Here is a 26831-nt window from a genome sequence, read left to right on the forward strand (position 1 = left end):
GGGCGGGGCGGCCCGGCTGCCGGTCAGCCGTTGAGTGCGGTCATCAGCTCCGGGGCGTACCGGTCGCCCGAGACCACTCCGTACGGGGCCACGGCGTCGATGGCGGCCAGATCGGCGTCCGTGATCGTCACGGCGGTCGCGGCGACGTTCTCCTCCAGGTAGCGGCGACGCTTGGTTCCCGGGATGGGCACCGCGCCCCGGCGCAGCGTCCAGGCCAGGGCGAGCTGGGAGGGGGTGACGCCCTTCTCGGCGGCGAGCCGGCGGACCTGCTCGACGACGGCGAGGTTGCGGTCGAAGTTCGCGCCCTGGAAGCGGGGATCCGTACGCCGGAAGTCGTCCGCCGCGAAGTCGTCCGGGCTGGTGACGGCGCCGGACAGGAAACCTCGGCCGAGCGGCGAGTAGGCGACGAGTCCGATGCCGAGCTCGCGCAGGACGTCCAGCACGCCGTCGTGCTCGATGCCCCGCTCGAAGAGGCTGTACTCCGTCTGTACGGCGGCGAGCGGGTGGACGGCGTGGGCCCGTCGGATGGTGGTGGGCGCGACCTCGCACAGGCCGATGTGGCGGACCTTGCCGGCCGTGACGAGCTCGGCCATCGCGCCGACGCTCTCCTCGACGGGCACGTTCGGGTCGACGCGGTGCAGGTAGTAGAGGTCGATGTGGTCGGTGCCGAGGTGGCGCAGGGACCGCTCGGCCGCCCGGTGGATGTACTCCGGGGTGCCGTTGTGGCCCCGGAAGGCCCCTTCGTCCGTGAACTCGACACCCGTCTTGGTGGCGATCACGGCCGTCTCGCGGCGGCCGGCGAGGGCCTTGCCGAGGAGCTGCTCGTTGACGAAGGGGCCGTACCCCTCGGCCGTGTCGAGCAGCGTCACCCCCAGCTCCAGCGCCCGGTCGATGGTGGCCAGCGACTCGGTCTCGTCGGTGGCGCCGTAGTGGGCGCTCATTCCCATCAGCCCGAGGCCCTCGACTGCGACCTCGAGTCCCTGACCGCCCAGTGCGCGGATCTCCATGACATGCCCCTCTGTACGCCAGAACTAAGTAACTAACTGGATAGGTCAACCATGCATCCGACCCCCGAGGAATGTCAATAACCAGATAGTTACTTGCTAGGCTGCACACATGGCACGGGACTCCAGCGCAACCAAGGCGCGCCTGCTCGACGCGGCCTTCGCCGAATTCGCCACGTACGGCATCGCCGGGGCGCGGGTGGACCGCATCGCCGAGGCGGCGCAGGCGAACAAGCGGCTCATCTACGTATATTTCGGCAACAAGGAGGAGCTCTTCGACGCGGTACTGCTGCGGGCGCTGGAGTCGGGCGCGGAGTCCGTCCCGTTCTACGCCGACGACCTGGCGGGCTACGCCGGCTCCGTCTTCGACCACCTCGTCGAGCGCCCGGCGCTGATGCGGCTCGTGCTGTGGAAGCAACTGGAACGCCCTGGCAGCACGGACGTCGAGGCGCGGTCCTACCGCGACAAGATCGCGGAAGTGGAGCGGGCCCAGCGGGCCGGCCGGGTGGACCCGTCCATGGATCCCGCCGATGTGCTGACGCTCGTCATGGGACTGTCCCAGGCCTGGTTCGGCGCGGTGGGCGGCCCGGCGGCCGGCGGTCAGGGCGTCGACTGGCCGGCCGAACGCCTCTCACGACATCGCGCGGCGGTGGTCGAGTCCGTACGCCGGGCCACGGCGGCACCGACGCCCGAGGCCTGACACCCGAGGCCCGGGGCTTGTCGCCCGGGGCCCGAGGTCGGGCGGGGTGATCGACCCCGGCGACCGCCTCCCGAAGGCCACCCCGAGGCGATCACATCGGGGGACGGAACGGATCCTTCCGGTCATGTCCACACCTCTACGGCATGCGTACGAGGCGATTTACGGCACCGGGATCCCAACCGGCGACGATCGCCTGTACGTTCCGCCTCACAGGTGGGAACAACCCCATGGGGAGGCCGATGTGAAATCCATGCGCATACGTACGAGACGAAGGACCGCGGCGGTGGTCGGCGGGGCGGTGGCGCTGGCTGCGCCGCTGGTGGTGGCCGGTGGCGGGGCGGCGCAAGCCGCCACCTGCAACGTGACCACCGGGCCGTACCAGCGACAGGTCGAGCAGTTCCTGGGGCGGCCGGTCGACGGGGTGCAGTCGTCCGCCGACTGCACCGCCATCAGGTCGTTCCAAGCGACCCACGGCATCACGCCGACCGCGGGCTACGCGGGACCGCTCACCTGGCGCACGATGAGCACGATGTTGGACCAGCGGGCCGCGGGCACCACCCCCAACAAGGCGGGCAAGTGTCCGACCAATCTGGGGCGAATCGCCTGTGTCGACCTGACCCGACAACTCAGTTGGGTCCAGGACGGCGCGAAGCTGGTCTACGGTCCGGTGCCGGTGCGCACCGGAAAGGACGGCACCGAGACCCGGACCGGCCTGAAGAAGATCTACTACCGCAACATCAACCACTGGTCGACGATCTACAACGTCGCCATGCCCTACTCCCAGTTCTTCGACGGCGGCATCGCCTTCCACTCCGTGGACAAGAGCATGTGGAACCCGCCCGGGTCCGGTGGGTGCGTCAACATGCGGATCGCGGACGCGAAGACGTACTGGAACTTGCTGAAGAACGGCGACGATGTCTACGTCTACGGGAACAAGCCCGGGACCTGACGACCACCTCGGCGCCCCCGGTGGGCGCTCAGGGCCAACGGGGCCTCGCGCGTGCGGCATTGACACATGTCATGCCGCACCCGGGAGGAACTCACGGCGGGGTGATGACGAACGGCACGGCCGACATGGGCGGCACGTCGGAACACTGGATGGCAGGCGATCACACGGCCGATCAGCGTTCCCCTCGCCGAAGGGTCCGACATGCCGAACGAACACACCCCTCAGCCCCTCCCCACCCCGCCGGACCACGCCCGTCGATCCGGCCCGGCGTGGAGCGCGGACCTGATCCGTGACCTCGTCCGTCACCTGGGGCGGAAGACCCTCGAACTGCCTCCGGAAACAAGGGCGTTACCGCACTCCGCCGACGCCCGGACGACGATCCTGCTCGTGGTCGCGTCCGATCTGGTCGTCGAGGCGATCATCGCTCTCATGCTGCCCCCGGCGTGGCGGCCCGTCCACCTCGGCTGGGTGCTCCTCGCCGGCATGGCCACCGTCGGCTTCTGCGCCATGACCGCCCGGGCCCCGCACCTGCTCGACGGGCGGTTCCTGCTTCTGCGCACGGGACCGTTCCGGGAGCTGTCCGTGCCGCTCGATGTGATCGTGTCCGTACGCGCCGCACACGATGCGACCGTCGGCCACGGATTGCGCCGCCGCGCGGCGGACGAGGAGGCGGTGGCCTGCTCCGTCTCCAGCGCCACCACGTTGATCCTGGAGACGGCCGAACCCTTGCCGGTGAGGCTGCGGGACGGTGGGATCGTCCCGGCCCGGCGGATCCACTTCACGGCCGACCGACCCGCCGACGCGGCACGGCTGATCAGGGAAGCGATCGGCGGGGCGGCTCAGAGCCGGTGAGCCGCCCGAGCCCCGAACGCCAGGCCCACCGTCAGCAGGGCCAGTGCGCCGCAGAAGGCCGGAGGCGACCACATCAGCAGGGCCGGCCCGAACAGCGTGGTCGGGAAAGCCACCATGCACCAGGGAACGGCCAGGCCGTAGAGGTCCGACCGCCGACCACTCACCAGCGCCCACGCGGCGACCCCGAGGCCGAGCCACAGCAGCAACACCCGCGACCACAAGCCGGTTTCCGACGCGGGCGGATAGGTGCGGACGAGTCCGCCGATCTCCAGCCGGACCACCTGCCCCTGCCAGGTCCGCAACCGTGCGCGGTCGCCCGCCCGAACCTCCTCGTAGGTCTCCGCGGCGACCCCCAACCAGTCGGATCCGCCGCTCCAGACCAGCTTCACGTCGTGGTACCTGGTGCAGCTGGTACCGGCGTTGCCGCCCCCGCCCCCGATGGTCACGGGTGCGCCGCCCACCCCGCCCGCGCCGGCGGCAACGCCGCCGATGGTGGCCGGTGCCCCGCCCGTCGTCGTGCCGCCGCTCGTACCGTTCGACGTACACGTCTGTCCCGTCCTGCGGTCACGGACCTCGCCCGTCTCCTCGTGGAGGCACTCCTCGCCGCCGCACACGAACGCGCGTCCGTACGCGACGGTCGCGTCGTGGCCCCGGTCGAGGGCCCGCGCGCAGAAGAGGACGGCGAGAACCGCGCCGAGGACGAGCAGCGCCCGCGACCAGGGCCGGAGCGAGTCGCCGTACCGACCACCCCTGTACTTCCCGGACTTCACCAGGACCTGATGCCCGCCGCCGGGTCCCGGCAACCCGGGGCGGAAAAGGTGATGCACCGTCCGCCGCGCGTCCATAGACTCACCGGTGTGTGCCACGAAGAGCGCGGCGCGTGTTTCGTCGAACCAGTCCACGAGGGGAGCCCGGCCATGTGTCACCGCATCGCCGTCCACGCTCCCCGGTCCCGGTACGACGTGATCCTGGTGTCTCCGGTTTCCCGGTAACGGCTGCGCGGCCGTCACCGGATGTCCGAGACGAAGTGACGAAGAAGACCTGACTCCCCCGGCGAACGAGCCGGTCGCGCAGTGTGCGCGACCGCCCTTCGCGGTGCCTCCGCGTACCCGGAAACCGGCATGCGGCCGGTACGAGTACGCCGGTATGCCGGTACGAATGCGCCGGCACGCCGGTACGAGTACGTCGGTACGCCGGGCAAGCGGATCCGGGCTGCCTTCCGTCGCTTCCTCCACCCATCGCGCCGCCCTCACTCCCATGCCCTCGGAAAGGCCTCGGGCCATGCGCGCCACACCTCTGACCACCGTCCGCAACCTCGGCATCCTCGCCCACGTGGACGCCGGCAAGACCACCCTCACCGAACGCGTCCTGTACGCGACCGGAACCACCCACAAGCGCGGTGAGGTCCACGACGGAACGACCGTCACCGACTACGACCCCCAGGAACGCGACCGCGGCATCACCATCTTCGCGGCGGCGGTGAGTTGTACCTGGAACGAACATCGGATCAACCTGATCGACACCCCGGGGCACGTCGACTTCGCCGACGAGGTGGAGCGGTCGCTGCGCGTCCTCGACGGCGCCGTCGCCGTCTTCGACGCCGTCGCGGGCGTCGAACCGCAGAGCGAGTCGGTGTGGCGCCAAGCCGACCGGCACGGGGTGCCCCGCATCGCGTTCGTCAACAAGATGGACCGGGTCGGCGCGGATCTCGACACCGCCGTCGCGTCGCTGCGCGACCGACTCCACGTCGTTCCCCTGGTGGTCCAACTGCCCATCGGGCGGGAGGACGGCTTCACCGGAGTCGTGGACCTCGTCCGCATGCGGGCACTGGTCTGGAGCGCGGCGGCCGGCGCTCCCGGTTCCGGGTCCGGGACGTTCGAGGTGGGCGCGGTGCCCGACGCCCTGCGGGAGGAGGCGCTGCGGCGCCGCCGGCTGCTCGACGAACGGGTGGCGGAGTTGCACCCCGCCGCGCTGGAGGAGTACTGCGCCACGTCGACGCTCTCCGCCTCCACGTTGGTCGCCGCGCTGCGTGAGCTGACGCGCGGGGGTGAGGGCGTGGTCGTGCTGTGCGGCTCCGCGTACCGCAACCGTGCGGTGGAACCGCTGCTCGACGCCGTCGTGGACTACCTCCCCTCGCCGGCGGACATGCCGCCGGTGCGCGGAACCGCGCTCCACGGGGCCCGCGGGGAAGGGGTGGAGGAGCGTCGCCGATCCGGCGGCCCCGTTCGCCGCGTTGGCCTTCAAGGTGAACGCGACGGCGACCGGACGGCTGACGTGTCTGCGCGTCTACTCGGGAACGATGCGAAAGGGGGAGACCGTACTGGACGCGACGGCGGGCCGGACCGAGCGGATCGGCCGCATCCTACGTGTCCAGGCCGATCGTCACGCCGAGGTGGAGCAGGCCGTGGCCGGGGACATCGTCGCCGTGGTCGGGCTCAAGTCCACCCGCGCCGGGACGACGCTGTGCGCTCCGGACGCGCCGCTGGTCCTCGAACCGCCCACGGTGGCCGCGCCGGTGGTGTCCGTGGCGGTCGAGGCGGCCACCCGGGCCGACATCGGTCGCCTGTCGTCGGCGTTGGCCCGGTTGGTCGAGGAGGACCCCTCCCTGGCCGTGCGGACGGATCCCGAGACGGGGCAGACGGTGCTGTCGGGAATGGGCGAACTGCATCTGGAGGTCGCGGTGGAGAAGATCCGGCTCAGCCACGGGCTGCGCGTCGAGGTGGGTCGCCCCCGGGTGGCCTACCGGGAGACGGTGGCTCGCGGGGTGTCCGGTCTGGTCTACCGGCACGTGAAGCAGGACGGTGGAGCGGGCCAGTTCGCCCACGTGGTCATCGACGTCGCCCCCTTGGACGGCGACGACGGCGACGACGTCTCCGTCATCCACGACGGCTCCGGTACCGGTACTGGTACTGGCGGTTCGGGCGGCGCCGGCGGCTTCGTGTTCCGGTCCGTGGTCGTCGGCGGCCGGGTGCCGCAGGAGTTCGTCCGCGCGGTGGAGGCGGGTTGTCGGGACGCGCTCGCCGAGGGGCCCCTCGGCGGTCATCCGGTGACGGGGCTGCGGGTCACGCTGACCGACGGCGCCACCCACTCCAAGGACTCCTCGGAGATGGCGTTCCGGGCGGCGGGGCGGTTCGCGCTGCGCGAGGCGTTGCGCGCCGCGACCATGGAGCTGCTGGAGCCGGTGGTCGAGGTCGTGGTGACCGTCCCCGACGAGGCCGTCGGCGGCGTGCTCGGAGACCTCGCGGCGCGGCGCGGACGGGTCGCGGGATCGACCACGCGGACCGGAAGCACCTCGATCACGGCGGCGGTTCCGCTGGCCGAACTGTTCGGGTACGCCTCCCGGTTGCGCAGTCGCAGCCAGGGCCGCGGCACGTTCACCTCCCGGCCCGTGGGGTACGCCCCCGTGCCCGCGACGGTGTACGCCCGGGGCGCGTCCGACTGACGCGTGGCCCCCGACCGCCCCGGCGGTCGGGGGCCTTGCGCATCAGTCCTTCCCGCGTCAGTCCTTCGCGCGTCGGGCCTTCGCGCGTCGGGCCCTCCCGCGTCGGGCCTTCGCCGTCAGGCCTCCCCTCGGGTCGTCCGCGCGGGTCGTCCGCGCGGGTCGTCCGCGCGGGTCGTCCGCGCGGGTCGTCCGCGCGGGTCGTCCGCGCGGGTCGTCCGCGCGGGGGTGTCCGCGCGGGTCGTCCGCGCGGGGGTGTCCGCCGAGGGAGTGCCGGGGACGTCTTCGGGGCCGGCGGATAGGGTGTGCGGCCATGACCGGATCGGACTTCCTCGACGCCGCCCGGGTGTTCTACGACACCGTGGCCCTCGACTACACCGAGCACTTCGGTGACTGGCTGGTCGACAGACCGATCGACCGGGCGATGGTGGCCGGGTTCGCCGAACTCGTGAGGGCGGGCGCCGGCGGGCCGGTCGCCGACGTCGGCTGTGGCCACGGACACCTGACGGCGTACCTGGACGGGCTGGGACTGTCCGCGTTCGGGCTCGACCTGTCGTCGGCCATGGTCGCGTTGGCCCGGAGCACGTATCCGCACCTGCGGTTCGAGGAGGGTTCCATGACCGCCCTGGACCTGGCGGACGGTTCCCTCGGTGGCGTGCTCGCCTCGTACTCGATCATCCACGTCCCTCGGGAGCGGCTGCCGGGGGTGTTCGCCGAGTTCCATCGGGTACTGGCCCCGGGCGGGCACCTGATGCTGTCCTTCCAGGTGGGCGACGATCCCCTGCGCGTGGAACGGCCGTTCGGCCACGACGTGGCGCTCGACTTCCGTCGGCAACGGCCGCGGTGGATCGCCGAGGCCCTCGACCGGGCCGGGTTCGCGGTCCGCGCGCGGCTGCTGCGGGAACCCGAGGAGGGCGTCGAGAAGGTGCCGCAGGCCTACGTCGTGGCGCGCAAGCCGGCGGCGCCCACCTCCCGTCCGACCGTGTCGTGACGCGCGGCCCCAACTCGCCTTCCCCCGGCGGGGAACCGTGAGCGGTGTGGCGGGAGACCCCGGAGGCGCTATCCGACGGGGAGGCCGAGCCCGGCGGCGACCGCGCTGACCCGGGTGAACACGGAGACCGGGTACTGGTCGTCGCAGTACTTGTTGCCGGTGGAGACGATGCCGATCACCTTTCCGCCGGCGACCAGCGGCCCCCCTGAGTCGCCCCGGCAGATGCTGTCGTCGGTACCGGGTGCGGAGGCTCCGCAGACCTTCAGCGCGCGGGACTCGCCGGGCTCGGTGTAGGGCTCACAGCTCTTCAACGGCGCCACGGTGAGGACGGCGGACTTCAGTCGCGTACCCGGGGTGTCGGCGCCGGTCCGGCCCCAACCGACCACCTCCGCCTTCCCGCCGAGGGCGTAGAGGGCCGAGTCCTTCGGGCCGGCCACGGCCAACGGCCGGTACGGCATGGGCTCGGTGAGGGTGATGACCGCGGCGTCGTGGGTGAGGGTGCCCTGGACGTACTTCGGGTGGATCCTGACCGAGCCGACGTGCCGAACGGTGCCCTTGGCGCTGCCCGTGTCGGTGCGCCCGCCGATGACGAGGAGGTCGCGCGGAGCCGGCTGGTCGGCGAGGCAGTGCGCGGCGGTCAGCACCTTCCTCGGGGCCACGAGCGTGCCCCCGCAGAACTGTGCGCCCTCCGACGTCGCGATGATCATGGCGTACGGGTGCTGTGCCGCGGTGGTGTTCCGCCCGCCGTGGATGGCGGCGGCCGGTGCGGCGCCGGCGGCGAGGCCGGCCACGGCGAGGGCAGAAGCGGTGAGTACCGCGAACGCGGTACGCCTGTGGAACGTGATCATGTGATCCCCCCGGAGTCACGGCGCGGCGCCCGGTGGCGGCGCGTCCTTGCCGTGAACCACGACGCGGAGCCGCGCGCTGCGGTTCCCTGCGGGGCCGGCGGACCGGACCGCCGCGCGAATGTAGGCTCCTCGTAAAGATGAACGACGGATGGTCGGCAATAGGGGTGGGGATGAAGGCAGGCAAGGCTGCCGCGGGTGTCACCGCGGCGCTGTTCGTGACGGTGGGTGCGGTGGGCTGTACGGCGAGCCCGGTCGCCAAGCAGGCCGCGGACTCGGCGGAGGTCCTGGTCGCGGCGCTGTCGCAGGCTTCCGACGAGGCGTCGAAGGCCGGTTCGGCGAACATAGACATGACCGTGACGTCGCCGGACACGGGCGGCAAGCCGGTGTCCATGAAGGGTGTCTACTCCTGGGGCAACGGCCTCGCGATGGAGACCGAGATGCCGGCCAAGGACCTCCAGATGGAGGAGTTGGTCACGGACGGCACCATCACGATGCGCCTCGTGGACGGGGCGTACTACTACGGCGTCGACCCGGCGGAGACGGGCCCGCTCAAGGGCAAGACCTGGTTGAAGCTCGAAGCGTCCGCCGTTCTGGGCGAGGCGGGCGCGGCCGGCATGAGCCGGGGGGAGGCCGACCCGACCGCCGGCCTGAAGTCGCTCAAGTTCGCCCGGGGCGTCACGAAGGTCGGAACGGAGGACGTCAACGGCAAGAAGGCGGTCCACTACCACGCCTCGGTTCCGGCGGACAAGCTCGGCGACGCGGCGGCCGTGTACAACGCGCTGGGCACGGGCGGTGAACTCGTGGCGGACGTCTGGGTCGACGACAAGGGCATGCCCGCCCGGATGAAGCAGACCTTCGGGACGACCACCGTCAGCATGGACTTCCTGTCCTTCGGTGTCGCGCGGGCGATCACCGCCCCGGCGGCCGGCGACACGGCGGACATGACCGAGATGGTCAAGAAGGGTTCGGGCGGCCCGGCCTGACGGCCGAGGCCACTGACCCCTGTGAGGGTCAGTGGCCTCGATCGCACCGGTCGCCCGGCCCGTGTCGTCGCCCCCGGGCGAGCCCGGGGCCTCGCGCTCAGACCTTGCGCCACCGTGCCATGGCCCACGAGAAGACGCCGAACAGCACCAGCCCGATGGCCACGGCGATGAGCAGCCAGGGGCCGGCCGGGGTCTGGGTGAAGGTCTTCAGGGTGTCGTCCATGCCCTTCGCCTGGCTCGGGTCGTAGCGCCACGCGGCGTACAGGACGAATCCGCCCGCCGCCGCGAAGACCGCGCCGCGGGCAACGCCGCCGGTGACCCCGAGGACGTCCACGGCCTTGCGCCAGTGCTCGGCGACGCCGACCATGTCCAGGTGCTTGCGGAAGGTGCGGCGGGCCGCGCGTACCGCGATGATCACGCCCGCGACGGCGATCCCGAGCCCGACGGCGCCCACCAGCCACCGTCCGGCGGGGAGTTCCATCGCGGACGCCGTCAGGTCACGCGACTGTTCGTCGCCGCCGGACCCGCCCCCTCCGGAGCCCGTCGCGAAGGACAGCACCGAGAAGGCGGCCGTGGCGTAGAAGACGGCGCGTCCCGCCGCCGTGAGGCGCTTCGTGACCTTGTCGCCCTTCGGGCCGGCCGCGCCGAAGGCCGCCTCGGACAGGCGCCACAGCACCATCCCGATCAGGCCGATGCCGACGGCCCAGACGAGGACGCTCCCGAACGGCTTGCCGGCCAGTTCCTGGAGCGCTCCCTGTCGGTCCGCCTCGCCGCCACCCTTGCCGAAGCCGACACGGACGGCGATCAGTCCTATGAGGATGTACAGCGCGCCGCGCGCCGCCAATCCGCACCGGGCCGTGACGGACCGGGCCGTGCCGCCGCGCGAGGCGGAACGGACGCCCTCGCCCACCACGCCCGCTCTGGCGGTACTCACACCTCACCGCGCCAGGCGCCGGTCTCGGCACCGCGAGACTCGATGAACACCTTGAACCGCTTCAGGTCACCGCTCACCCGGCGCTTGACGAGGCCGAGCTTGTCGGCGGCGCTCTCGGCGAGCCCGTCGGGAATCCAGTTCATGTGCAGGGACACCTGGGTGGTGGTCGCGTCGACCGCCTCGAAGGTGACCAGTCCGGCCTGGCGGGTATCGCCGTCCACGGTCGTCCAGGCCACGCGGCGGTCCGGAACCTGTTCCGTGATGCGTGCGTCGAACTCGCGCTCCACGCCGTTGACCTTCGTGACCCAGTGGGTGAGGGTGTCGCCGCGCTGCTCCACCCGGTCGACGCCCTCCACGAAGGCGGGGAAGCTCTCGAACTGTGTCCACTGGTTGTAGGCCGTCCGAACAGGGACGTTGACCTCCACGTACTCCTCGACGTGCGCCATGAGTACCCCTTCCATACAGGTCGGTGCCGGAGCGCCCGATCATCCGGGCGTCGGTGCGCCGGGTCGGCCGCTCCGAACACGCGGTTACCCGAACCCGCTTCCTCCATGCGGCCCCGCCCGGCCCGGCCCGCGCCCTCCCGTCATCCGGCCGTGGCGGCGCACCGCGGGGCCGTTGTTGGACACCCAGGCGCGTTCGCCGGCCCCCGATGTCGACGATGATCGATCGGCGAGGGCGATGACGGCGGCGCCGCGACAGCCGCCGCACCCCACCGCAGTGCCCGTTCGAGCAGAGGAGACACCCCCATGGCAACCGACGCGAACCGCGGTTCGAGCACCGTTCACGTCCGTGCCGCACGGCCGGCGGACTTCGAGCGGTGGCGTGTCCTCTACCGCGGCTACGCGGAGTTCTACCGGGTGGAGCAGACCGAGGAGGCCGCCGCGCTGGTGTGGTCGTGGGTGCACGATCCCGCGCACGAGGTGGAGGCCCTGGTGGCCGAGGACGGCGAGGGCCGGCTCGTCGGCCTCGCGCACTACCGCCCGTACGCGCGTCCCCTCTCGGCGACGGTCGGTTGCTTCCTCGACGACCTGTTCGTCGCCCCCGAACACCGCGGCGGCGGCGCCGCCGACCTGCTGCTGGCCCGGCTGTCCGAGATCGCCGCCGAGCGCGGCTGGAGCGTGGTCCGCTGGATCACCGCCGACGACAACCACCGGGCGCGCTCCAAGTACGACCAGGTGGCGACGCGAACCATGTGGGTCACCTACGACATGCCGCCCGCACGCTGATCCCGGGTCCCGCGTGCCGGAGGGGCACGACGGGGTTGCCCCGCGGGGGGCCGGGGAAGGCAGTGGGGGGCGAAACCCGGGAAGATCGCGCCGCGAGCCGGCGCGGGCACCGTACCCCTGGTGGCCGGCGGCTCGGCGGGCGCGACGGATTCGTCCCGATCGACGTCGATCCGACCGCCATCCCAGGGAGTCTCTCGTGAACCGGCCCGCGCCCAGCCCCGTCCCTCAGCCCGCACCTCGCCCCGTCCCCCACCCCGACGCCCCGATCGTCCTCGATCCCTCCGGATCGGACCGGCACGCCGAACACCGGCTGTTGCGCGCCCGGGGAGCGGCGGCCCGCGTCGACATCCTCGGCGTCACCGCGTGGGCCGTCACCGAACCCGCCCTCCTCAAGCGGTTACTCACCGGCGCCGACGTGTCCAAGGACGCCCGGGCGCACTGGCCGGGTTTCGACCTGGCCGTGGAGACCTGGCCCCTCGCGCTCTGGGTGGCGGCGAGCAACATGTTCACCGCCTACGGAGCCGACCACCGGCGGCTTCGGCGGATGGTGGCCCCCGCGTTCAGTGCGCGCCGCGTGGCCGCGCTCCGGGAGACGGTCGAGGTCATCGTCGCCGGCCTCCTCGACCCGCTCGCGGCGGTCCCGCCCGGCGAGATCACCGACCTGCGGGAACGGCTCGCGTACCCGCTGCCCATCGCGGTGATCGGCCACCTCATGGGGGTGCCCGTCGACCAACGCGAGGGGTTCCGTGCGGTCGTCGACGGTGTCTTCGACACCACGCTCACCCCGGAGGAGGCCTCGACCAACACGATGCGGGTCTACGAGGTCCTGGACCGGCTGATCGCCACCAGGCGGGCGGCGCCCGGGGACGACATGACCTCCCTGCTGATCTCCGCCCGCGACGAGGAGGGCGACGGCTCGGCGCTGTCCGACGTCGAACTGCGCGACACCCTCCTGCTGATGATCAGCGCCGGCTACGAGACGACGGTCAACGTCATCGACCAGGCCGTCACCGCCCTCCTCACGCGACCTGACCAGGTGGAGCACCTGCGCGCCGGGCGGGCCGGGTGGGGCGACGTCGTCGAGGAGACCCTGCGTCACGAACCGGCCGTCAAGCACCTGCCGATGCGTTTCGCCGTCGTCGACATCCCGCTGCCCGACGGGCAGGTCATCGCCAAGGGCGAACCGATCCTCGCCTCCTACGCCGCCGCCAATCGCCACCCCGACTGGCACGGCACAGACGCCGACACCTTCGACGTCACACGGCTCACCAAGGACCACCTTGCCTTCGGGCACGGCGTCCACTTCTGCCTGGGCGCGCCGCTGGCCCGGCTGGAGGTGGAGGTCGCCCTGCGGCGGCTCTTCGACCGTTTCCCCGCCATGGAACTCGCCATCCCCGCAGCCGGGTTGCGGCCCGTCGCCTCCCTGATCAGCAACGGCCACCGGACCCTGCCCGTGCGCCTGCGGAGGTGATCCGGCCCCCGGAGCGTGCGGGCTCCGGGGCCCGCTCGGTGCGCTCACCCCAGGCGGTTCCAGAGGAAGGTGTGGGTGAGCGCCTCGTTCACGGCGGCCTGGGCGTTGTCGGTGGCGCCCGCGTGCCCGCCGCCGGCCGTCTCGTGGAAGTGGACGACGTGGCCCAGCTCGCGCAGCCGGGCGGCCGCCTTGCGCGCGTGCCCGGGGTGGACCCGGTCGTCGCTGGTCGCGGTGAGGAGCAGGATCGGCGGGTAGGGCCGGTCCGATCGGAAGGCGTGGTACGGGGAGAGGGCCTCCAGGTGGGGACGGTCCTCGGCCCGGTCGGGGTCTCCGTACTCGGCGGTCCAGGACGCGCCCGCGAGGAGCCGGTGGAAGCGCAGGAGGTCGAGGATCGGGAAGCCGATGACGACGGCGCCGAAGAGCTCGGGGTAGCGGACCGTCATGGCGCCCATGAGCAGGCCGCCGTTGCTGCGCCCCTCGATGCCCAACCGGTCGGGGGTGGTGATCCCGCGGGCGACGAGGTCCCCGGCGACGGCGGCGAAGTCCTCGAACGCCCTCGGCCGCTCGGCCTTGAGCGCGGCCCGGTGCCACCGGGGCCCGTACTCGCCGCCGCCCCGGATGCCCGCGATGACGTAGGTACCGCCGCGGGCGAGCCAGGCCCGCCCGGTGACGGCGTCGTACCCCGGGGTCAGGGACACCTCGAACCCGCCGTAGCCGTAGAGCAGGGTCGGCCCGGGACCGGCATCGGGTCCGACGACGAAGTAGGGCACGCGGGTGCCGTCCTCGGACGTCGCGAAGTACTGCCGGACCGTCAGCCCGGTGGTGTCGAAGAGGGCGGGCGCCCGTTTGACGACCGTGCTGTCGCCGCCGATGTCGCCGCGGTGGAGGGCGGCGGGCCGCAGGTGTCCCGCGACGTGGAGGAAGTACTCGTCGCTCTCGTGCGGGTCGGTTCCCGTGATCGAGGCCGCGGCGAGCGGCGGTACGTCGGCGAGCGGTTCCCGGCGCCAGCCCTCGGGCGTGGGCGTCAGCACCTCCATGCGGGTGGAGACGTCGCTCAGCGTCTGCAGGATCAGGTGGTTGCGGGTCCAGGAGTGGCCGGCGAGGGCGGTGTGCTCGTCCGGTTCGAACAGCACGGCCGCCTCGCGGTTCCCGGCGAGGAACGCGTCGAAGTCGAAGGCCAGCAGGGAGCCCGCCGGCCGGCCGAGCCAGGGGGACTTCGGGGCGACCACCAGCCAGGATCGGTGGGCGTACGCGGTCGCGTCGCCCGGTACGTCGATCTCGACCCGTAGGCCGTTCTCGTCGAGGAGGAACAGGCTTTGGTTCCAGAAGTCCTTCTGCCGGGACAGGAAGTGGCGCTCGAATCCCTCGGTCGGATCGAACCAGCCGGCCGCGGCCAGATCGTCCTTCGCCACCTCGAAGACGAGGGGGGCCTCCTCCAGGGGCGTGCCGCGGCGCCACCTGCGCACGGTGGCGGGGTAGCCGGACGCGGTGAGCGAGCCCGGGCCGAGGTCGGCGCCGACGTAGACCTCGTCCACGGTGATCCAGTCGATCCTGGTCTTGCCCTCGGGCACCTCGAACCCGCCGGTGACGAACGCCAGGGTTTCCAGGTCGAACTCGCGCACCACCACGGCGTCGGTGCCCGCCCGGGAGAGGAGCACGAGCGCGTGCCGGTGGCCGGGGTGGAGCACCTCGGCGCCCGACCACGTCCAGTCCTCGCCCTCCTCGGCGGCGAGGGCGTCGACGTCCAGCACCGTTTCCCAGTCCGGGAGGTCCTGGGCGTACTCCTCCGGCGTGGTGCGCCGCCAGACGCCCCGGACGTGTGCGGCGTCCTGCCAGAAGTTGTACAGGTACCGGCCGCCGCGGCAGACGTAGGGGATCCGCCGCTCGTCGTCCAGGACCTCGCGCAGCTCGGCCGCCAGGGCCCCGAACTCGGGGCCGCGGGCCAGTAGCTCCGTCGTCTCCGCGGTCCGTTCGGCCGCCCAGGCCAGGGCGCGGGGGCCGCTCACGTCTTCCAGCCACATGTACGGGTCTTCTTCGTTCACCCCCCGATTGTGCCGATGTCCGGCGCCGCCTGTCCGCCGGTCGGCCGGCGCCGTCACCGCACCGGTGTCCGGCAGACCGCCCCCGCCGGACGGCGACGGGCCTGTCGGGCCGGTGGTGCGGGCACGGCGATGGGGCCGGGCCCGCACCCGGGGAACGCCGACCGGGGTCGGCGCTCGGGGTCAGCGTCCGGGGCAGGTCTTCCAGGCAAGGTGGTAGACGGTCTGGATGGCACCGTCGGTGGAGTCCATGGCGATGAAGCTGTTCGTGTTCCTCGGGTCGGAGGTGCCGGCGTTGACGCGCAGCTCGGTGTTGATGTTGAAGTTGCGCTGCGCGCCGCAGGGCGCCCAGACCAACTGGGCCCAGTCGGTGGTGTCGGTGGCCTGCCAGTTGTTGTCGAGCGGGCCGTTGAAGCGGTGGGTCCCGGTGGCCGTCTCGGGCGAGCCCTGGAAGTAGTACGAGGCCTTCTGGGTCGCGTTGGCCCCCCTCTCCAGGTGGGCGTAACCGCGGTAGTCGGCGCTCGCGACGGCGTAGGTGAAGCCTTGTGGGACGTGCACGATCAGGTTGAGCTGGCAGTTCTTCCGGAAGTCCGTCGGCTGGGAGCCGATGCCGACCTGCGCCAGGTACTGGCTGTAGGTGACGGTGAAGGCCGTGTTGTCCGCCGACACGGCGACGGCCGCCGTGCCCAGCGGACAACCGGACCCGTTGACGGTCGCGAGCTCGATGACGATCTTGTCGGGCGGCACGGTGATGCCGGCCGGGGCCTGCGGGGCGAGGAACGTGCCGGCGAGGAACACGGCGGTCGCGCCGCCGGCGAGTAAGGCACCGGGCATGATGCTCCGATCGGTTGTCGGTGGCCTTGCCTGAGGTGGGGGGTCCGGCCGAGCGCGCGGCCCCGTTCCGTCGACCCGGACAGCGGGAATCGTCGGGTGGGGCCGCGGCGTGTGGAAACCTCGACCGTCCGGCCGCGTCGCGGAACGAGTACCGGAACGCTCTGGATGCTAGAGACCGCGCTCCCCGCGGAATAAGGCGGTAACCGGCCGAACACACGGCGTCGACATCGGCCTACGGGTCACGCGCGACCGGCGGCTCACCCGCGGCCGGTGTCGATCGCCGCCGCGAGGGCGGCGGCCCGTTCGGCGGCGCGCGGGCGCGGGTCCGCGGTACGCGTGGCCCAGGCGATGTGTCCGTCGGGCCGGACGAGGAGTTCGGTCACGCCGTCGAGGTCCTCGTGCGGGTCGTGCGTGGTGACGGTCGCGTGGGTGAGGCGGGGGTGGGCGGGCTCGTCGGGGCCGCCCCCTGACGGGCGGCCGGTGAGGTCGAGCAGGACGAAGTGGCCCTCGTGGAACAGCTCGTGGGCCCGCCGCGCGGACGAACCGGCGACGGTGAGGGCGATGTCGGGCAGGGGCCGTCCCGCGGGCGCGTCGCCTTCGAGGGGGTAGTGGGTGGCGAGGGCCGAGACCCGGCCGGCGAGCAGGCGGTTCACCTCCGGCAGGCCGAGGAGTTCGTCGAGGAGCGCGCGCAGGGCGACGGCCGGGCCGGCGTAAGGCGGTACCAGGGTCAGTTCGGCCAGCAGGGTCTGTACGGCGGTGTTGTCGGTGACGGCGCGGCCGACGGGGCGGCGCTCGGCGTCGTAGCTGTCGAGGAGTCCGGGCGGGGCCCAGCCCCGGATGTCGGCGGCGAGCTTCCAGCCGAGGTTGAACGCGTCCTGGAGGCCGGTGTTGAGGCCTTGGCCACCGGCGGGGAAGTGGATGTGCGCGGCGTCGCCCGCGATCAGGACCCGGCCGGCGCGGTAGCGCTCGGCGAGTCGGGTCGCGTTGCCGAAGCGGGACGACCAGTGCGGGTCGCCGATGCCGAGGTCGGATCCGCAGAGCCGGTTCAGGCAGGCGCGGAACTCGTCCGTCGTGACGGGCTCCGCGGAGGGTGTGCGCATGCGTTCGGGGTCGATCAGGACGATGCGGGTGAGTCCGCCCTCCAGCGGGACGGCCAGGCCTCCGGCGGCCCGGAGCCGGCGCAGCGCGTCCGGGTCGGCGTCGAGGCCGGCGAAGTCGCCGAGCACACCGGTCAGGGTCTCGTCGCTGCCGGGGAAGGCGATGCCCGCCGCCTCGCGGACGGGGCTGCGGCCACCGTCGCAGCCCACGACGTACCGGGCGCGCAGCGGCGCGCGATCCCCCTCGCCGTCGCCTTCGTCACCGCGAACCCCGTCGCCGGAACCCCCGCCGCCGGTCCGGACGGAGCAGGTGACCCCGTCGGCGTCCTGGGTCAGCGCGGTGAGTCGAAGGCCGCGGCTGATCCGGACACCGAGTTCCCGGGCGCGCTCCTCCAGGAGTGCTTCGGTGCGGGTCTGTGGGATGGCCAGGGTGTATCCGTGGCGGGTGTCGAGGGCGGCGAAGTCGAGCGGGGTGGGCAGGGCCGCGTAGTGCCAGCCGGGGACGGGTCGGCCGTGGGCGAGGAAGCGGGGGGCGAGGCCGCGCAGGTCGAGGATCTCGACGCTGCGCGGGTGGAGGGTCAGGGCGCGGGAGTGCGGGTGGGGGGCGGTGCGGCGCTCGATGATCCGGGTCCGTACACCGGCCAGGGCGAGTTCGCAGGCCAGCATCAGCCCGGTGGGGCCGGCGCCCACGATGATCACATCGGTGTCCATGAGAGGCACTCCTTAATAAGTGAACAGCGTTCACGTGAACGATGTTCACTATAGTGAGGCGCATGAGCTCCCCGTCAACCTCCGCCCCCGGGCGAGGTCGCCCCGCCCGCCTCGACCGGACACGGACCGTCGAGACGGCACTGGACCTGCTGGACGAACACGGCCTGGAGGCGCTGACCATGCGGCGACTCGCCGACGCCGTCGGCGCCCGGGCCGGCGCGCTGTACCGGCACTTCGCCACGAAGGACGACCTGCTCACGGAGATGGCCGAGCGGATGGTGGCCCCGGCGGCGGCCGGGGCCGCACCCGGGGACGGCACGTGGCGGACGGCGCTGGCCGGTCGCGCCCGGGCACTGCGCGCGGCGCTGCTGGCGCGGCGGGACGGGGCGCGGGTCTACGCCGGCACGCATCCGACCGGCCCGAACACGCTCGGGTTCGCGGACTCGGTGGTCTCGGTGCTGATCGGGGCCGGTTTCGGCGAGGAGGACGCGGCGCGGGCCCTGTTGGCCGTGGCCGACTTCACCCTGGGCCACACCCTGGAGGAGCAGGCGGCCGTCTCCCCTGACGGTCCGGCCGATCCGGCGCGCCTGCGCGAGGCGGCGACGGGCGAGGCCTACCCGCACCTGGCCCGCGCGCTGCCGGTGGTCACCAGTGCCGACTTCACCGCCCGCTTCGAGTTCGGCCTGGACCTGCTGATCACCGGACTGTCGGCGCGGGGCCCGCACACGGGCTGACCGCCCGCACCTTCCGGCGCAGGCCCGGCCGGCCGGAAGGGCGGTCGCAAGCGGAACCTCAAGCGGAGGCCGCTCCGATCGACCGCGCACGGTGGGTCGGTGTCGACCGCGCACGGTGGGTCAGCTCCGCGTGCGCGCTCGGGCACGTCGGGGCGGCTCCCGCTTCGTACGCTCCTTGCCGACAAGGACGACGGCCGGCGGCGCGGTGCGCGGCCGGTCCGAGAGAGAGCGGGCCGCATGCAGTTCGGCATCTTCACCGTGGGTGACGTGACCACCGACCCGACGACGGGCCACACCCCGGGCGAGGGGGAGCGCATCAAGGCGATCACCGCCATCGCCCTCAAGGCGGAGGAGGTCGGGTTGGACGTCTTCGCCATGGGCGAGCATCACAACCCGCCGTTCGTCCCGTCCTCCCCCACGACCGTGCTGGGCTACATCGCGGCGCGCACCGAACGGCTGCTGCTCTCCACCGCGACCACGCTCATCACCACCAACGACCCGGTGAAGATCGCGGAGGACTACGCGATGCTCCAACACCTGGCCGACGGCCGGGTCGACCTGGTGCTCGGACGGGGCAACACCGGTCCCGTGTACCCGTGGTTCGGCAAGGACATCCAGGACGGGATTCCGCTGGCCGTGGAGAACTACGCGCTGCTCCGCCGCCTGTGGGAGGAGGACGTGGTCGACTGGGAGGGACGCTTCCGCACCCCGCTCCAGGCGTTCACCTCCACCCCCCGCCCGCTCGACGGGCTGGCGCCCTTCGTGTGGCACGGCTCCATCCGCAGCCCCGAGGTGGCGGAGCAGGCCGCCTACTACGGTGACGGCTTCTTCGCCAACAACATCTTCTGGCCCAAGGAGCACTACCAGCGGCTGATCCGCCTCTACCGGCGCCGGTTCGCCTTCCACGGCCACGGCACCGAGGAGCAGGCGATCGTCGGCCTCGGCGGGCAGGCGTTCATGCGGAAGAACTCGCAGGACGCGGTGCGGGAGTTCCGGCCCTACTTCGACAACGCCCCGGTGTACGGGCACGGTCCCTCACTGGAGGAGTTCACCGAACAGACTCCACTGACGGTCGGCAGTCCCGCGCAGGTGATCGAGCGCACCTTGGAGTTCCGGGAGCACTTCGGCGACTACCAGCGGCAGTTGTTCCTGATGGACCATGCCGGGCTGCCGCTGAAGACCGTCCTCGAACAGCTCGACCTGCTGGGCGAGGAGGTCGTGCCCGTGCTGCGGCGGGAGTTCGCCGCGGCGCGCCCCGCGGGCACGGCCGCGGCTCCCACCCACGCGGGCCGGCTGGCGGCGCGCGACGGGGTCGCTCCGTGAACGAGAGCCCCGCCGCCGTGCTCGCGGGTGACGGCACACCGAGGAGGATCACGGTGGTCGCGGCCGGTCTGAGCGACCCGTCGTCCACCCGGCTGCTCGCCGACCGGCTCGCCGCCGCCACCCGGGCGGCGTTGGACGTACTGGGGGTGAGCTGTGCGATCGAGTTCGTCGAACTGCGCCCGCTCGCGCGTGACATCGCCGCCCATCTCGTGACCGGTTATCCGCCGCCCGCCCTCGCGACCGCGCTGGGCGCGGTGGAGGGCTGCGAGGCGCTCATCGTCGTCACGCCCGTGTTCACCGCCTCCTACTCGGGCCTGTTCAAATCCTTCTTCGACCTCGTCGAGAACACGGCCCTCACCGGCCGCCCCGTGCTGATCGCGGCGACCGGCGGAACCAGCCGGCACTCGCTGGTGCTCGAACACGCCCTGCGTCCGATGTTCGCCTACCTCCGCGCCGTGGTGGTGCCCACCGGCGTCTACGCGGCCACCTCCGACTGGGGGAACTCCGGCGACCCCTACACGGAGGAGCTGCCCCGCCGGATCGGCCGGTCGGCGGCCGAGTTGGCGGCCCTGCTCGCCCCCGGCACGCCACTGGCCGGCGGGCCCGCCTCCCCCGCGCCGGACGGCGACGAGGAGGTCGTGTCCTTCGAACGACACCTGGAGGCCGTACGGGCCCGCCCCGCGCGGCGCTGACCGGCGGCGGCCGAGCCCGCCGCCGGGCCCGCGATCGGCCCGACACGGAACCGGACACGGGGCTCGGCACGACGCCCGACACGGGCACGTCACCGGGCGCGGCGCACCCGGGCCAGGACGAGGACCGTGTCGTCGGTCGCGGTGTCGGGCAGCAGGTTCGACAGGATCCGGTCGGCCGCCTCCTCCAGCGACCCCATGGGGCCGCGCAGTTCCTCGCGGAGCGCGTCGAGGCCCGTGTCGATGTCCCGGCCGCGGGCCTCGATCAGCCCGTCGGTGTAGAGGGCCACCGTGGCGCCCTCGGGGAGTTCGACCTCGATCGACGCGAACGGTACGCCGCCCACCCCGAGCGGCACCCCCAGGCCCTCCGCGAGGGTCTCGATCGTCCCGTCGGGGTGCCGTACCAGGGGCGGCGGGTGGCCCGCGTTCGCGATCACGGCGCGCCCCGTGCGGGCGTCGTACAGGAGGTACGCGCAGGTCGCCCATTCGATGCCGACGTCCTGGGCGCAGGCGTCGAGTTCCTCCAGCAGTGCCCGGGGGTCGCGGGTGTGCCGGGAGAGGGCCTTCGCGGTGATCCGCAACCGGCCCATGGCCGCCGCGGCGGGCACCCCGTGACCCATCACGTCGCCGACGACGAGGGCCACCCGGTCGTCGGGCAGGGTTCCGGCGTCGTACCAGTCGCCGCCGACCTCGGTGCCCCGGCCGCCGGGCAGGTAGCGGTGGGCGATGTCGACGTGGGGTCCGGCCGCCGGGGCGGTGGGCAGCAGGGAGCGTTGGAGGGTGAGGGCGATGTCCTGGACCCGGCTGTAGAGGCGGGCGTTGTCCAGGCAGAGGGCGGCGCGCGAGGCCAGTTCCCCGGCGAGCCCGAGGTCCTGTTCGGCGAAGTCGGGGCGGGCCGCCGAGCGCCCGAACATGGCGAGGCCCTGCACCGTGCCGCGTGCGATGAGCGGGGCGATGAGGATGCGGACCAGGCCGCTTTCCATGAGCAGCCGGCCCCGCTGTCGGTGCACGACGGTCCGCGAGACGAAGTCCTCGTCCACCCGGACGCAGATCGGCCGGCCCGAGCTCAACATCTGGTGGATGCCGGAGCCCGGCGGGTAGGTCACCTCGCGCAGGCCGCTCACCAGCTCGACGGCGGGCGCGTCCAGGACGGTGCCCGAGGCGATCCTGCGGGTGAACAGCGGAAGCTCCGGATCGAAATCCTCGTTCTCGTCCATCCACTCCACGAGTTCCACGACGGATCCGTCGCAGAAGTCCGGCACCACGACCTCGACCAGTTCCCGCGCGGTGACCTCGACGTCCAGGGTGGTGCCGATGTGTCCCGCCGCCCGGTCCAACAGCGCCAGCCTGCGGCGGGCCGACGTCGCCTCCAGGATGGCCCGCTCCCGGTCCGTGACGTCGATGAGCAGCCCTCCCACCCCGCGCCGGGTGTCCCCGGCGCCGCTCAGCGGGAAGAAGCTCACCGAACGCACCTGGTCGCGGTCGGGGTGTCCGCTGGTGCGCAGTCCCACCAGCGTGCCGACCACCGGGCGACCGTCCCGGGCGACCCCGCGCAGCATCCGCCGGTACTCGCCGTCGTCCGAGGTGATCATGACGTCGGCCATGTGCCGCCCCAGGTGCTCGGCGACGGGGATGCCGTCCATGTCGGCCAGTGCCTGGTTGAGGTGGACGTAGCGCAGCTCCTCGTCGAGCATGACCAGGCCGATCGGGCAGGTCTCGAAGAGCGCGTCGAGGAAGGACAGGTTGGTCTTCACCCGGTCGAGTTCGTCGCTCCTGCTCGCGAGGCCCATGATCACGGAGTCGTCCTCGGCGCCGGCCACGGGGAAGACCCGGAAGCCGCAGTCGAAGACGGTGCCGTCCCGGTGGCGGACGGGCAGCCGTACGCGCCAGTATCCGAGGGTCCGGGCCCGCTCGACGAGGCGCGCGGCCGCGCCCGGCTCCGACTCCGGGAAGAGGGCGGCCGCGGGCCCGGTGAGCACCTCCGCGGCCTCGTGGCCGAACAGGTTCCGGGCGCCGGGGCCCCAGTACCGGATCAGGCCCTCGTCGTCGATGCCGAAGACCGCGACCGAGACGTGCTCCAGGAGCGATCCCGGCTCGGATCGGAGCGGCTCGGGACCCCGCTCGCCCCCATCTCCCCCAGGCGGGTCCGTCGGCATCGGCAGATCCCCTCACGGGTGGCTGTCCGGCGCCCGCGCATCGATCACGGGCCGGTCCTCCAATTCTGCCCGCGATCGAAGAGGGGTACATTTCGTCCCACCGCGGAATCCGGACGGTGACGCCGAATCCCACGGAACGCACTCGGGCGATCACGATGAGGAGTCGACCGGCAGGTTTCCCGGCGAGCGGGCACGGCGCAGCCGGCCGCTCGGAGCGTCGTACGGGGCGTCCAGGCCCCGACACACCGGGTCCATGTCACCGCACTCGCGGACACGCGTACGGTCCGTGACGCCCGCGCTTCCTAGAGGACCGATTCCAGCGGTCGAACAGGAGAAGACCAGTGGCCACCGGAACCCACCCCGCCGCCCGCCCGCCGCGTGTCCCCCGGGCCCGCCGGCCGCCTCCCGAGTTGGACCCCGCCCATGTGGACCGGTGGCGCCGCGAGGGGGGCGAGCTGATCGAGTTGCTGGCCGTGGCGCGCGAGCTGCTCGGCGGTGTGGTGACCGTCCGTCTCGGATCGAGGCCCACGGTCCTGGTGACGGAGGCCCGGGCGGTCCAGCACGTGCTCGTCCAGCACGCGGACCGGTACGTCAAGCGTTCGCACCGCGCCCGGCTGTTGATCGGGGACGGCGCGCTCTCGGCCACCGGTGAGGCGTGGAAGCGGCAACGGCGCGTGCTCCAGTCCCAGTTCACCGGTGCGGGGATGCGCCGCCACGAACAGCGGATCGTCGAGGCCGCCCGGACGGCCGCCCGGCGCTGGGCCGAGTACGGTCACAGCGGGCACACGCTCGACGTCGGCGAGGAGATGCGCCGGTTCGCGCTGGACACCACCTGGCGTTCCCTCACCGGCCACCCCCTCGACGAGGACACCGAGCGCGAACTGACCCGCGTCGCAACGGTCGTGACCGCCCTGCCGGCCCTGCCCGCCGAGGCGCTCGACGCGCGGGAGGCGGTCGCGGCCGACCTCGCCAGGATCGACCTCGTCGTCCGGCACGCCGTCGAGGCGGCCCGGGGCCGAGTCGCCGGCCCGACCGGGCCCGGGCTGCTCCACGTCCTGTTCGACGCGTCCAAGGCGTCCGCCGAACACTCCGGGCACACCGACCGGCTCGTCCACGACGAACTGGTGACGCTGCTGGTCGCCGGACACGAGACCACCGCGACCACGTTGACCTGGCTCCACCTGCTCCTCGACCGCCACCCCGAGGCCCGTGAACGGGTCCTGGCCGCCGGCGAGGAAGGGTCCCCGGAACGACGCGAGGCCATCAGGGCGCTGGTCAGCGAGACCCTCCGGCTCTACCCGTCCGCCTGGATCCTGCCCCGCCGCAGCATCGCGCACGACACGCCGGCCGGGTACGCCATCGAAGCGGGGACCGACGTGCTGGTCTGCCCCTACCTCGCGCACCGCGACGCCACCCTGTGGCCGGACCCCGAGCGTTTCGACCCGCGCCGGTTCACGGACCCGGGCGGGCGACCCACCCATCCGGGCTCCTACCTGCCGTTCGGCCTCGGGCCGCGGGCCTGCCTGGGGCTGCAGTTCGCCCTCCTGGAGTCCACGGTCCTGCTCGAACACCTGCTGCCCGGCCACACCGTGACCTTCCGCTCCGCTCCGAAGCGGGCCGCGTACAGCGTCACGGTCCGCCCGGACGGGCCGACGCCGGCCGTGCTCACCGCCGCCGCCGAAGCCGCGTAGGCGGTCTCCTTCGACTCCGAGAGTTCGACTCCGCGAGTTCGACTCCGCGAGCGTCATCGGCCGGTGTGCGCGCACTCGCTGTCGTCCCCGCCGCTGCGGCAGCCGACCATGCCGGTGAACCCCGGGGCCGGGTGGTCACGCTCGTCCTCGTGCCGCTGGGCCGCGCCTCCCGCGACGATCACGGCGAGCAACAGGGTCATCATGACGAGTTGGCTCCACACCACCGCCCGCGCCCCGCGCCATCCCGCCACGAGCGCGACGACCAGGGCGACGAGGAACACCACGGCGAGCGCGCCGAGGTATCCGTCGAGGCGTACGTCCGGCTCGTCCCGCGACGTGTCCAGCCGGAAGGACTCCCCGAGCCAGACGAGCGCCACCCCGCACAGGGCCAGGAGTTCCAGGAGGACGAGGCCGAAGGCCGCGCACCCGGACCCCGGCCGCCCCACGTCCGTGCGGTCGGGGGCGGGTTCCGTCGATGTCGTCATGCCCCCACTCTCGCCACGCGCGTCGGCGTGTGCATGAGTACGCGTACTCATGCACACGGCCGAACGCTCACGCGCCGGCGGGCTCCGGAACCGGGCTCGCGCAGTCCGGGTGTCCCCAGCGCGTCCCGAGCTTCGCGATCATCTCGCCGGCCGCGTACGGCTTGCCGCAGGGGCAGGTGCCGGGGAACTTGGCCTTGATGGATCGGCCGCCCCGGGGCGCCGCCTTTCCGCCGGCCGCACCCCGGGGCGCGGAGGCGCGGCTCGCGGTGGAGCGCGCGGCCGAGCTCCGGGCCGGCGCGCTGCGCACGGGCGCGGGAACCGGCATGGACGCGTCGCCCAGGGCGGTGCCCGCGGCCTGCTGGCTGACGGCCGCGTCACTGGCCGCCTGGTCGGCGATGGCGTTCAGGTGGTCGCCGTCCTCACGGTGGGCGGGCACGTAACGGAACTCCACGTCCCGGTCCGCCAGCAGCGCGTCGATGCTCTCGACGAGTTCCCTGTTGGCCACGGGCTTGCCCGCCGCGGTCTTCCAACCGTTGCGCTTCCACGCGGGGAGCCATTGGGTCACGGCCTTCATCGCGTACTGCGAGTCCATGCGCACCTCGACGACCGCGCCGGGGGCGACGGCCTCCAACAGGCGCTGAAGGGCGGTGAGTTCGCCCACGTTGTTCGTGGCCCGGCCCAGTGGACCGGACTCCCAGCGCTCGGGGCGCCCCTCGGCGTCGGCGATGACCCAGGCCCATGCGGCGGGCCCGGGATTCCCCTTGGCCGCCCCGTCGCAGGCGGCAATGATGCGATCAGACATCCCCCGATCATGCCCCACCGGGGACCCGTCCTCGACCCGCGGGCGGGACGCCGGACGCCGTGCGTCACGTACGGAGGTACGAGGCCCCGTTGACGTCCAGGATCGTGCCGGAGGACCAGGTCGCCTCGGGCGAGGCGAGGTAGAGGACGGCCGAGGCGATCTCGCGCGGTTCGGCGACGCGGCCGAACGGGCTCTGCGCGGCGATCCGTTCGCCTTCCGGGGAGTTCAGCCGGTCGGCGACCCGTTCGGTGGCGACGAAGCCGGGCGCCACGGAGGCGACGGCGATGCCGTGGGGTGCGAGGGAGACGGCCAGGGACTGGCCGAGGGCGTGCAGAGCCGCTTTGGTCGCCGCGTAGGCGGGGTGGTCGGGTTCGCCCCGGAAGGCGCCGCGCGAGCCGACGTTCACGATGCGGCCCCCGCGACCCTCGTCGATCATCCGGCGGGCGACGCAGTAGCTGATGTCGGCGGCGCCGAACAGGTTGACGGCGGCCGTCCGCCGCCAGGCCTCCTGCCACTGCGCGTACGGGGTGGTGGCCAGGGGGTGGGGGATCATCACGGCGGCGTTGTTCACCAGGACGTCCACCGCCCCGAGCGCCTCGACGGCCTCCGAGACGATTCCCTCGACGCGTACGGGATCGGTGAGATCGCCGGACACCAGTACGTGGCCGTCTCCGGGCAGTGTCCCGAGGACCTCACGCGCCTCGGACTGCCTGGTGGAGCAGTGCACCGCGACGCGGTCGCCGCGCTCGGCGAACGCGGTGGCGATGGCGCGGCCGATGCCCCTGGAGGCGCCGGTGACCAGTACGCCTCGACTCGCCGTGTCCATCACGCGCTCCCTCCGAGCTGTTGTCGATCATGACTTTGAACCGG

At 72.8% G+C, this 26831-nt stretch carries 24 protein-coding genes and 1 pseudogene; 13 read left to right on the forward strand and 12 right to left on the reverse strand.

Translation table 11 applies throughout. From position 1 onward, the window contains the following. Window positions 1-23: 23 nt before the first annotated feature. Window positions 24-1007: an aldo/keto reductase gene (locus ADK55_RS27125; RefSeq protein ID WP_053682445.1), complete on the reverse strand. Its 984-nt coding sequence runs from the start codon at window positions 1005-1007 to the stop codon at window positions 24-26. 109 nt (window positions 1008-1116) lie between these two features. On the opposite strand from ADK55_RS27125, the gene ADK55_RS27130 reads away from it, so the two are divergent. From ADK55_RS27130 to ADK55_RS27140, 3 genes are all read left to right on the forward strand, one after another. After that, a complete protein-coding gene (locus tag ADK55_RS27130) occupies window positions 1117-1704 on the forward strand; it encodes a TetR family transcriptional regulator (protein WP_053682446.1) in 588 nt (195 codons plus the stop codon). 250 nt (window positions 1705-1954) lie between these two features. Beyond that, on the forward strand, window positions 1955-2653 hold the full coding sequence (locus tag ADK55_RS27135) for a L,D-transpeptidase family protein (RefSeq protein ID WP_107089319.1): 699 nt from the start codon (window positions 1955-1957) through the stop codon (window positions 2651-2653). A 201-nt stretch (window positions 2654-2854) separates the two neighbouring features. After that, window positions 2855-3505 carry a hypothetical protein gene (locus tag ADK55_RS27140; RefSeq protein ID WP_053682448.1) on the forward strand — a complete coding sequence of 217 codons (651 nt, stop codon included), beginning with the start codon at window positions 2855-2857 and terminating at the stop codon, window positions 3503-3505. Here the strand turns inward: ADK55_RS27140 and ADK55_RS27145 are convergent. Beyond that, the gene (locus ADK55_RS27145; protein ID WP_159041563.1) at window positions 3493-4275 is read right to left on the reverse strand and encodes a hypothetical protein; all 783 of its coding nucleotides are present in this window, start codon (window positions 4273-4275) and stop codon (window positions 3493-3495) included. The two genes, ADK55_RS27140 and ADK55_RS27145, sit on opposite strands and share 13 nt — an antisense overlap. A gap of 511 nt (window positions 4276-4786) precedes the next feature. On the opposite strand from ADK55_RS27145, the pseudogene ADK55_RS41050 reads away from it, so the two are divergent. From ADK55_RS41050 to ADK55_RS27155, 3 genes and pseudogenes are all read left to right on the forward strand, one after another. After that, window positions 4787-5581, forward strand: a pseudogene (locus ADK55_RS41050) (GTP-binding protein); the annotation flags it as partial. 169 nt (window positions 5582-5750) lie between these two features. Then, window positions 5751-6947, forward strand: a complete 1197-nt coding sequence (locus ADK55_RS41055; RefSeq protein WP_420713688.1) for an EF-Tu/IF-2/RF-3 family GTPase — start codon at window positions 5751-5753, stop codon at window positions 6945-6947. 310 nt (window positions 6948-7257) lie between these two features. Continuing rightward, window positions 7258-7935 (forward strand): class I SAM-dependent methyltransferase, encoded by a 678-nt coding sequence (locus ADK55_RS27155; protein ID WP_053682450.1) that lies wholly within the window; start codon window positions 7258-7260, stop codon window positions 7933-7935. Window positions 7936-8003: 68 nt separating this feature from the next. Here the strand turns inward: ADK55_RS27155 and ADK55_RS27160 are convergent, their stop codons facing one another. Continuing rightward, complete coding sequence (locus tag ADK55_RS27160) at window positions 8004-8783, reverse strand: S1 family peptidase (protein WP_053682451.1); 780 nt, start codon at window positions 8781-8783, stop codon at window positions 8004-8006. Between the two features lie 170 nt (window positions 8784-8953). Between ADK55_RS27160 and ADK55_RS27165 the strand changes: the two genes are divergently transcribed. Then, entirely contained in the window at window positions 8954-9766 is an 813-nt protein-coding gene (locus ADK55_RS27165; RefSeq protein WP_053682452.1) for a hypothetical protein, read from the forward strand. A 97-nt stretch (window positions 9767-9863) separates the two neighbouring features. Here ADK55_RS27165 and ADK55_RS27170 read toward each other — a convergent pair whose 3' ends face one another. Next, on the reverse strand, window positions 9864-10679 hold the full coding sequence (locus tag ADK55_RS27170) for a DUF1206 domain-containing protein (RefSeq protein WP_053682453.1): 816 nt from the start codon (window positions 10677-10679) through the stop codon (window positions 9864-9866). A 17-nt stretch (window positions 10680-10696) separates the two neighbouring features. Beyond that, window positions 10697-11146 (reverse strand): SRPBCC family protein, encoded by a 450-nt coding sequence (locus ADK55_RS27175; RefSeq protein WP_053682454.1) that lies wholly within the window; start codon window positions 11144-11146, stop codon window positions 10697-10699. 303 nt (window positions 11147-11449) lie between these two features. Here ADK55_RS27175 and ADK55_RS27180 point away from each other — a divergent pair, with 303 nt between their 5' ends. Together ADK55_RS27180 and ADK55_RS27185 are read left to right on the forward strand one after the other, a co-directional pair. Then, window positions 11450-11929, forward strand: coding sequence for a GNAT family N-acetyltransferase (locus tag ADK55_RS27180; RefSeq protein ID WP_053682455.1), 480 nt, complete (start codon window positions 11450-11452; stop codon window positions 11927-11929). 265 nt (window positions 11930-12194) lie between these two features. Next, a complete protein-coding gene (locus ADK55_RS27185; protein ID WP_053682478.1) occupies window positions 12195-13400 on the forward strand; it encodes a cytochrome P450 family protein in 1206 nt (401 codons plus the stop codon). 44 nt (window positions 13401-13444) lie between these two features. Here the strand turns inward: ADK55_RS27185 and ADK55_RS27190 are convergent, their stop codons facing one another. The 3 genes from ADK55_RS27190 to ADK55_RS27200 all read right to left on the reverse strand — a co-directional run bounded on the left by ADK55_RS27190 (window position 13445) and on the right by ADK55_RS27200 (window position 18081). Next, window positions 13445-15499 (reverse strand): prolyl oligopeptidase family serine peptidase, encoded by a 2055-nt coding sequence (locus tag ADK55_RS27190; RefSeq protein WP_267887364.1) that lies wholly within the window; start codon window positions 15497-15499, stop codon window positions 13445-13447. A gap of 123 nt (window positions 15500-15622) precedes the next feature. Further along, window positions 15623-16273, reverse strand: a complete 651-nt coding sequence (locus ADK55_RS27195; RefSeq protein WP_053682457.1) for a DUF4360 domain-containing protein — start codon at window positions 16271-16273, stop codon at window positions 15623-15625. A gap of 257 nt (window positions 16274-16530) precedes the next feature. Continuing rightward, window positions 16531-18081, reverse strand: coding sequence for an FAD-dependent monooxygenase (locus ADK55_RS27200; RefSeq protein WP_053682458.1), 1551 nt, complete (start codon window positions 18079-18081; stop codon window positions 16531-16533). Between the two features lie 62 nt (window positions 18082-18143). Between ADK55_RS27200 and ADK55_RS27205 the strand changes: the two genes are divergently transcribed. The 3 genes from ADK55_RS27205 (at window position 18144) to ADK55_RS27215 (ending at window position 20830) form a co-directional block, all read left to right on the forward strand. Further along, on the forward strand, window positions 18144-18815 hold the full coding sequence (locus ADK55_RS27205) for a TetR/AcrR family transcriptional regulator C-terminal domain-containing protein (protein ID WP_053682459.1): 672 nt from the start codon (window positions 18144-18146) through the stop codon (window positions 18813-18815). Between the two features lie 237 nt (window positions 18816-19052). Then, the gene (locus tag ADK55_RS27210) at window positions 19053-20138 is read left to right on the forward strand and encodes an LLM class flavin-dependent oxidoreductase (protein WP_053682460.1); all 1086 of its coding nucleotides are present in this window, start codon (window positions 19053-19055) and stop codon (window positions 20136-20138) included. Next, window positions 20135-20830 carry a CE1759 family FMN reductase gene (locus ADK55_RS27215; RefSeq protein WP_234350267.1) on the forward strand — a complete coding sequence of 232 codons (696 nt, stop codon included), beginning with the start codon at window positions 20135-20137 and terminating at the stop codon, window positions 20828-20830. Before ADK55_RS27210 ends, ADK55_RS27215 begins: the two co-directional genes overlap by 4 nt. A gap of 89 nt (window positions 20831-20919) precedes the next feature. Here the strand turns inward: ADK55_RS27215 and ADK55_RS27220 are convergent, their stop codons facing one another. Beyond that, on the reverse strand, window positions 20920-22983 hold the full coding sequence (locus tag ADK55_RS27220) for a SpoIIE family protein phosphatase (RefSeq protein ID WP_053682461.1): 2064 nt from the start codon (window positions 22981-22983) through the stop codon (window positions 20920-20922). Between the two features lie 341 nt (window positions 22984-23324). Between ADK55_RS27220 and ADK55_RS27225 the strand changes: the two genes are divergently transcribed. Then, window positions 23325-24674 (forward strand): cytochrome P450, encoded by a 1350-nt coding sequence (locus ADK55_RS27225; RefSeq protein ID WP_053682462.1) that lies wholly within the window; start codon window positions 23325-23327, stop codon window positions 24672-24674. A gap of 53 nt (window positions 24675-24727) precedes the next feature. Here ADK55_RS27225 and ADK55_RS27230 read toward each other — a convergent pair whose 3' ends face one another. From ADK55_RS27230 to ADK55_RS27240, 3 genes are all read right to left on the reverse strand, one after another. Beyond that, window positions 24728-25159: a DUF6234 family protein gene (locus ADK55_RS27230; protein ID WP_053682463.1), complete on the reverse strand. Its 432-nt coding sequence runs from the start codon at window positions 25157-25159 to the stop codon at window positions 24728-24730. Between the two features lie 67 nt (window positions 25160-25226). Further along, the gene (locus ADK55_RS27235; RefSeq protein ID WP_053682464.1) at window positions 25227-25961 is read right to left on the reverse strand and encodes a ribonuclease H family protein; all 735 of its coding nucleotides are present in this window, start codon (window positions 25959-25961) and stop codon (window positions 25227-25229) included. A 64-nt stretch (window positions 25962-26025) separates the two neighbouring features. Further along, window positions 26026-26787, reverse strand: a complete 762-nt coding sequence (locus ADK55_RS27240; RefSeq protein WP_053682465.1) for an SDR family NAD(P)-dependent oxidoreductase — start codon at window positions 26785-26787, stop codon at window positions 26026-26028. Window positions 26788-26831 lie beyond the last annotated feature (44 nt).

Origin of the sequence: Streptomyces sp. WM4235, from assembly GCF_001279725.1 — a bacterium.
Taxonomy (GTDB): domain Bacteria; phylum Actinomycetota; class Actinomycetes; order Streptomycetales; family Streptomycetaceae; genus Streptomyces.

What these genes read in the sequence shown, in the direction of transcription:
- ADK55_RS27125 (WP_053682445.1), bottom strand. Translation starts at nt 1,007, where the DNA reads ATGGAGATCCGCGCACTGGGCGGTCAGGGACTCGAGGTCGCAGTCGAG.
- ADK55_RS27130 (WP_053682446.1), top strand. Translation starts at nt 1,117, where the DNA reads ATGGCACGGGACTCCAGCGCAACCAAGGCGCGCCTGCTCGACGCGGCC.
- ADK55_RS27135 (WP_107089319.1), top strand. Translation starts at nt 1,955, where the DNA reads ATGCGCATACGTACGAGACGAAGGACCGCGGCGGTGGTCGGCGGGGCG.
- ADK55_RS27140 (WP_053682448.1), top strand. Translation starts at nt 2,855, where the DNA reads ATGCCGAACGAACACACCCCTCAGCCCCTCCCCACCCCGCCGGACCAC.
- ADK55_RS27155 (WP_053682450.1), top strand. Translation starts at nt 7,258, where the DNA reads ATGACCGGATCGGACTTCCTCGACGCCGCCCGGGTGTTCTACGACACC.
- ADK55_RS27160 (WP_053682451.1), bottom strand. Translation starts at nt 8,783, where the DNA reads ATGATCACGTTCCACAGGCGTACCGCGTTCGCGGTACTCACCGCTTCT.
- ADK55_RS27165 (WP_053682452.1), top strand. Translation starts at nt 8,954, where the DNA reads ATGAAGGCAGGCAAGGCTGCCGCGGGTGTCACCGCGGCGCTGTTCGTG.
- ADK55_RS27175 (WP_053682454.1), bottom strand. Translation starts at nt 11,146, where the DNA reads ATGGCGCACGTCGAGGAGTACGTGGAGGTCAACGTCCCTGTTCGGACG.
- ADK55_RS27180 (WP_053682455.1), top strand. Translation starts at nt 11,450, where the DNA reads ATGGCAACCGACGCGAACCGCGGTTCGAGCACCGTTCACGTCCGTGCC.
- ADK55_RS27195 (WP_053682457.1), bottom strand. Translation starts at nt 16,273, where the DNA reads ATGCCCGGTGCCTTACTCGCCGGCGGCGCGACCGCCGTGTTCCTCGCC.
- ADK55_RS27200 (WP_053682458.1), bottom strand. Translation starts at nt 18,081, where the DNA reads ATGGACACCGATGTGATCATCGTGGGCGCCGGCCCCACCGGGCTGATG.
- ADK55_RS27205 (WP_053682459.1), top strand. Translation starts at nt 18,144, where the DNA reads ATGAGCTCCCCGTCAACCTCCGCCCCCGGGCGAGGTCGCCCCGCCCGC.
- ADK55_RS27210 (WP_053682460.1), top strand. Translation starts at nt 19,053, where the DNA reads ATGCAGTTCGGCATCTTCACCGTGGGTGACGTGACCACCGACCCGACG.
- ADK55_RS27220 (WP_053682461.1), bottom strand. Translation starts at nt 22,983, where the DNA reads ATGCCGACGGACCCGCCTGGGGGAGATGGGGGCGAGCGGGGTCCCGAG.
- ADK55_RS27230 (WP_053682463.1), bottom strand. Translation starts at nt 25,159, where the DNA reads ATGACGACATCGACGGAACCCGCCCCCGACCGCACGGACGTGGGGCGG.
- ADK55_RS27235 (WP_053682464.1), bottom strand. Translation starts at nt 25,961, where the DNA reads ATGTCTGATCGCATCATTGCCGCCTGCGACGGGGCGGCCAAGGGGAAT.
- ADK55_RS27240 (WP_053682465.1), bottom strand. Translation starts at nt 26,787, where the DNA reads ATGGACACGGCGAGTCGAGGCGTACTGGTCACCGGCGCCTCCAGGGGC.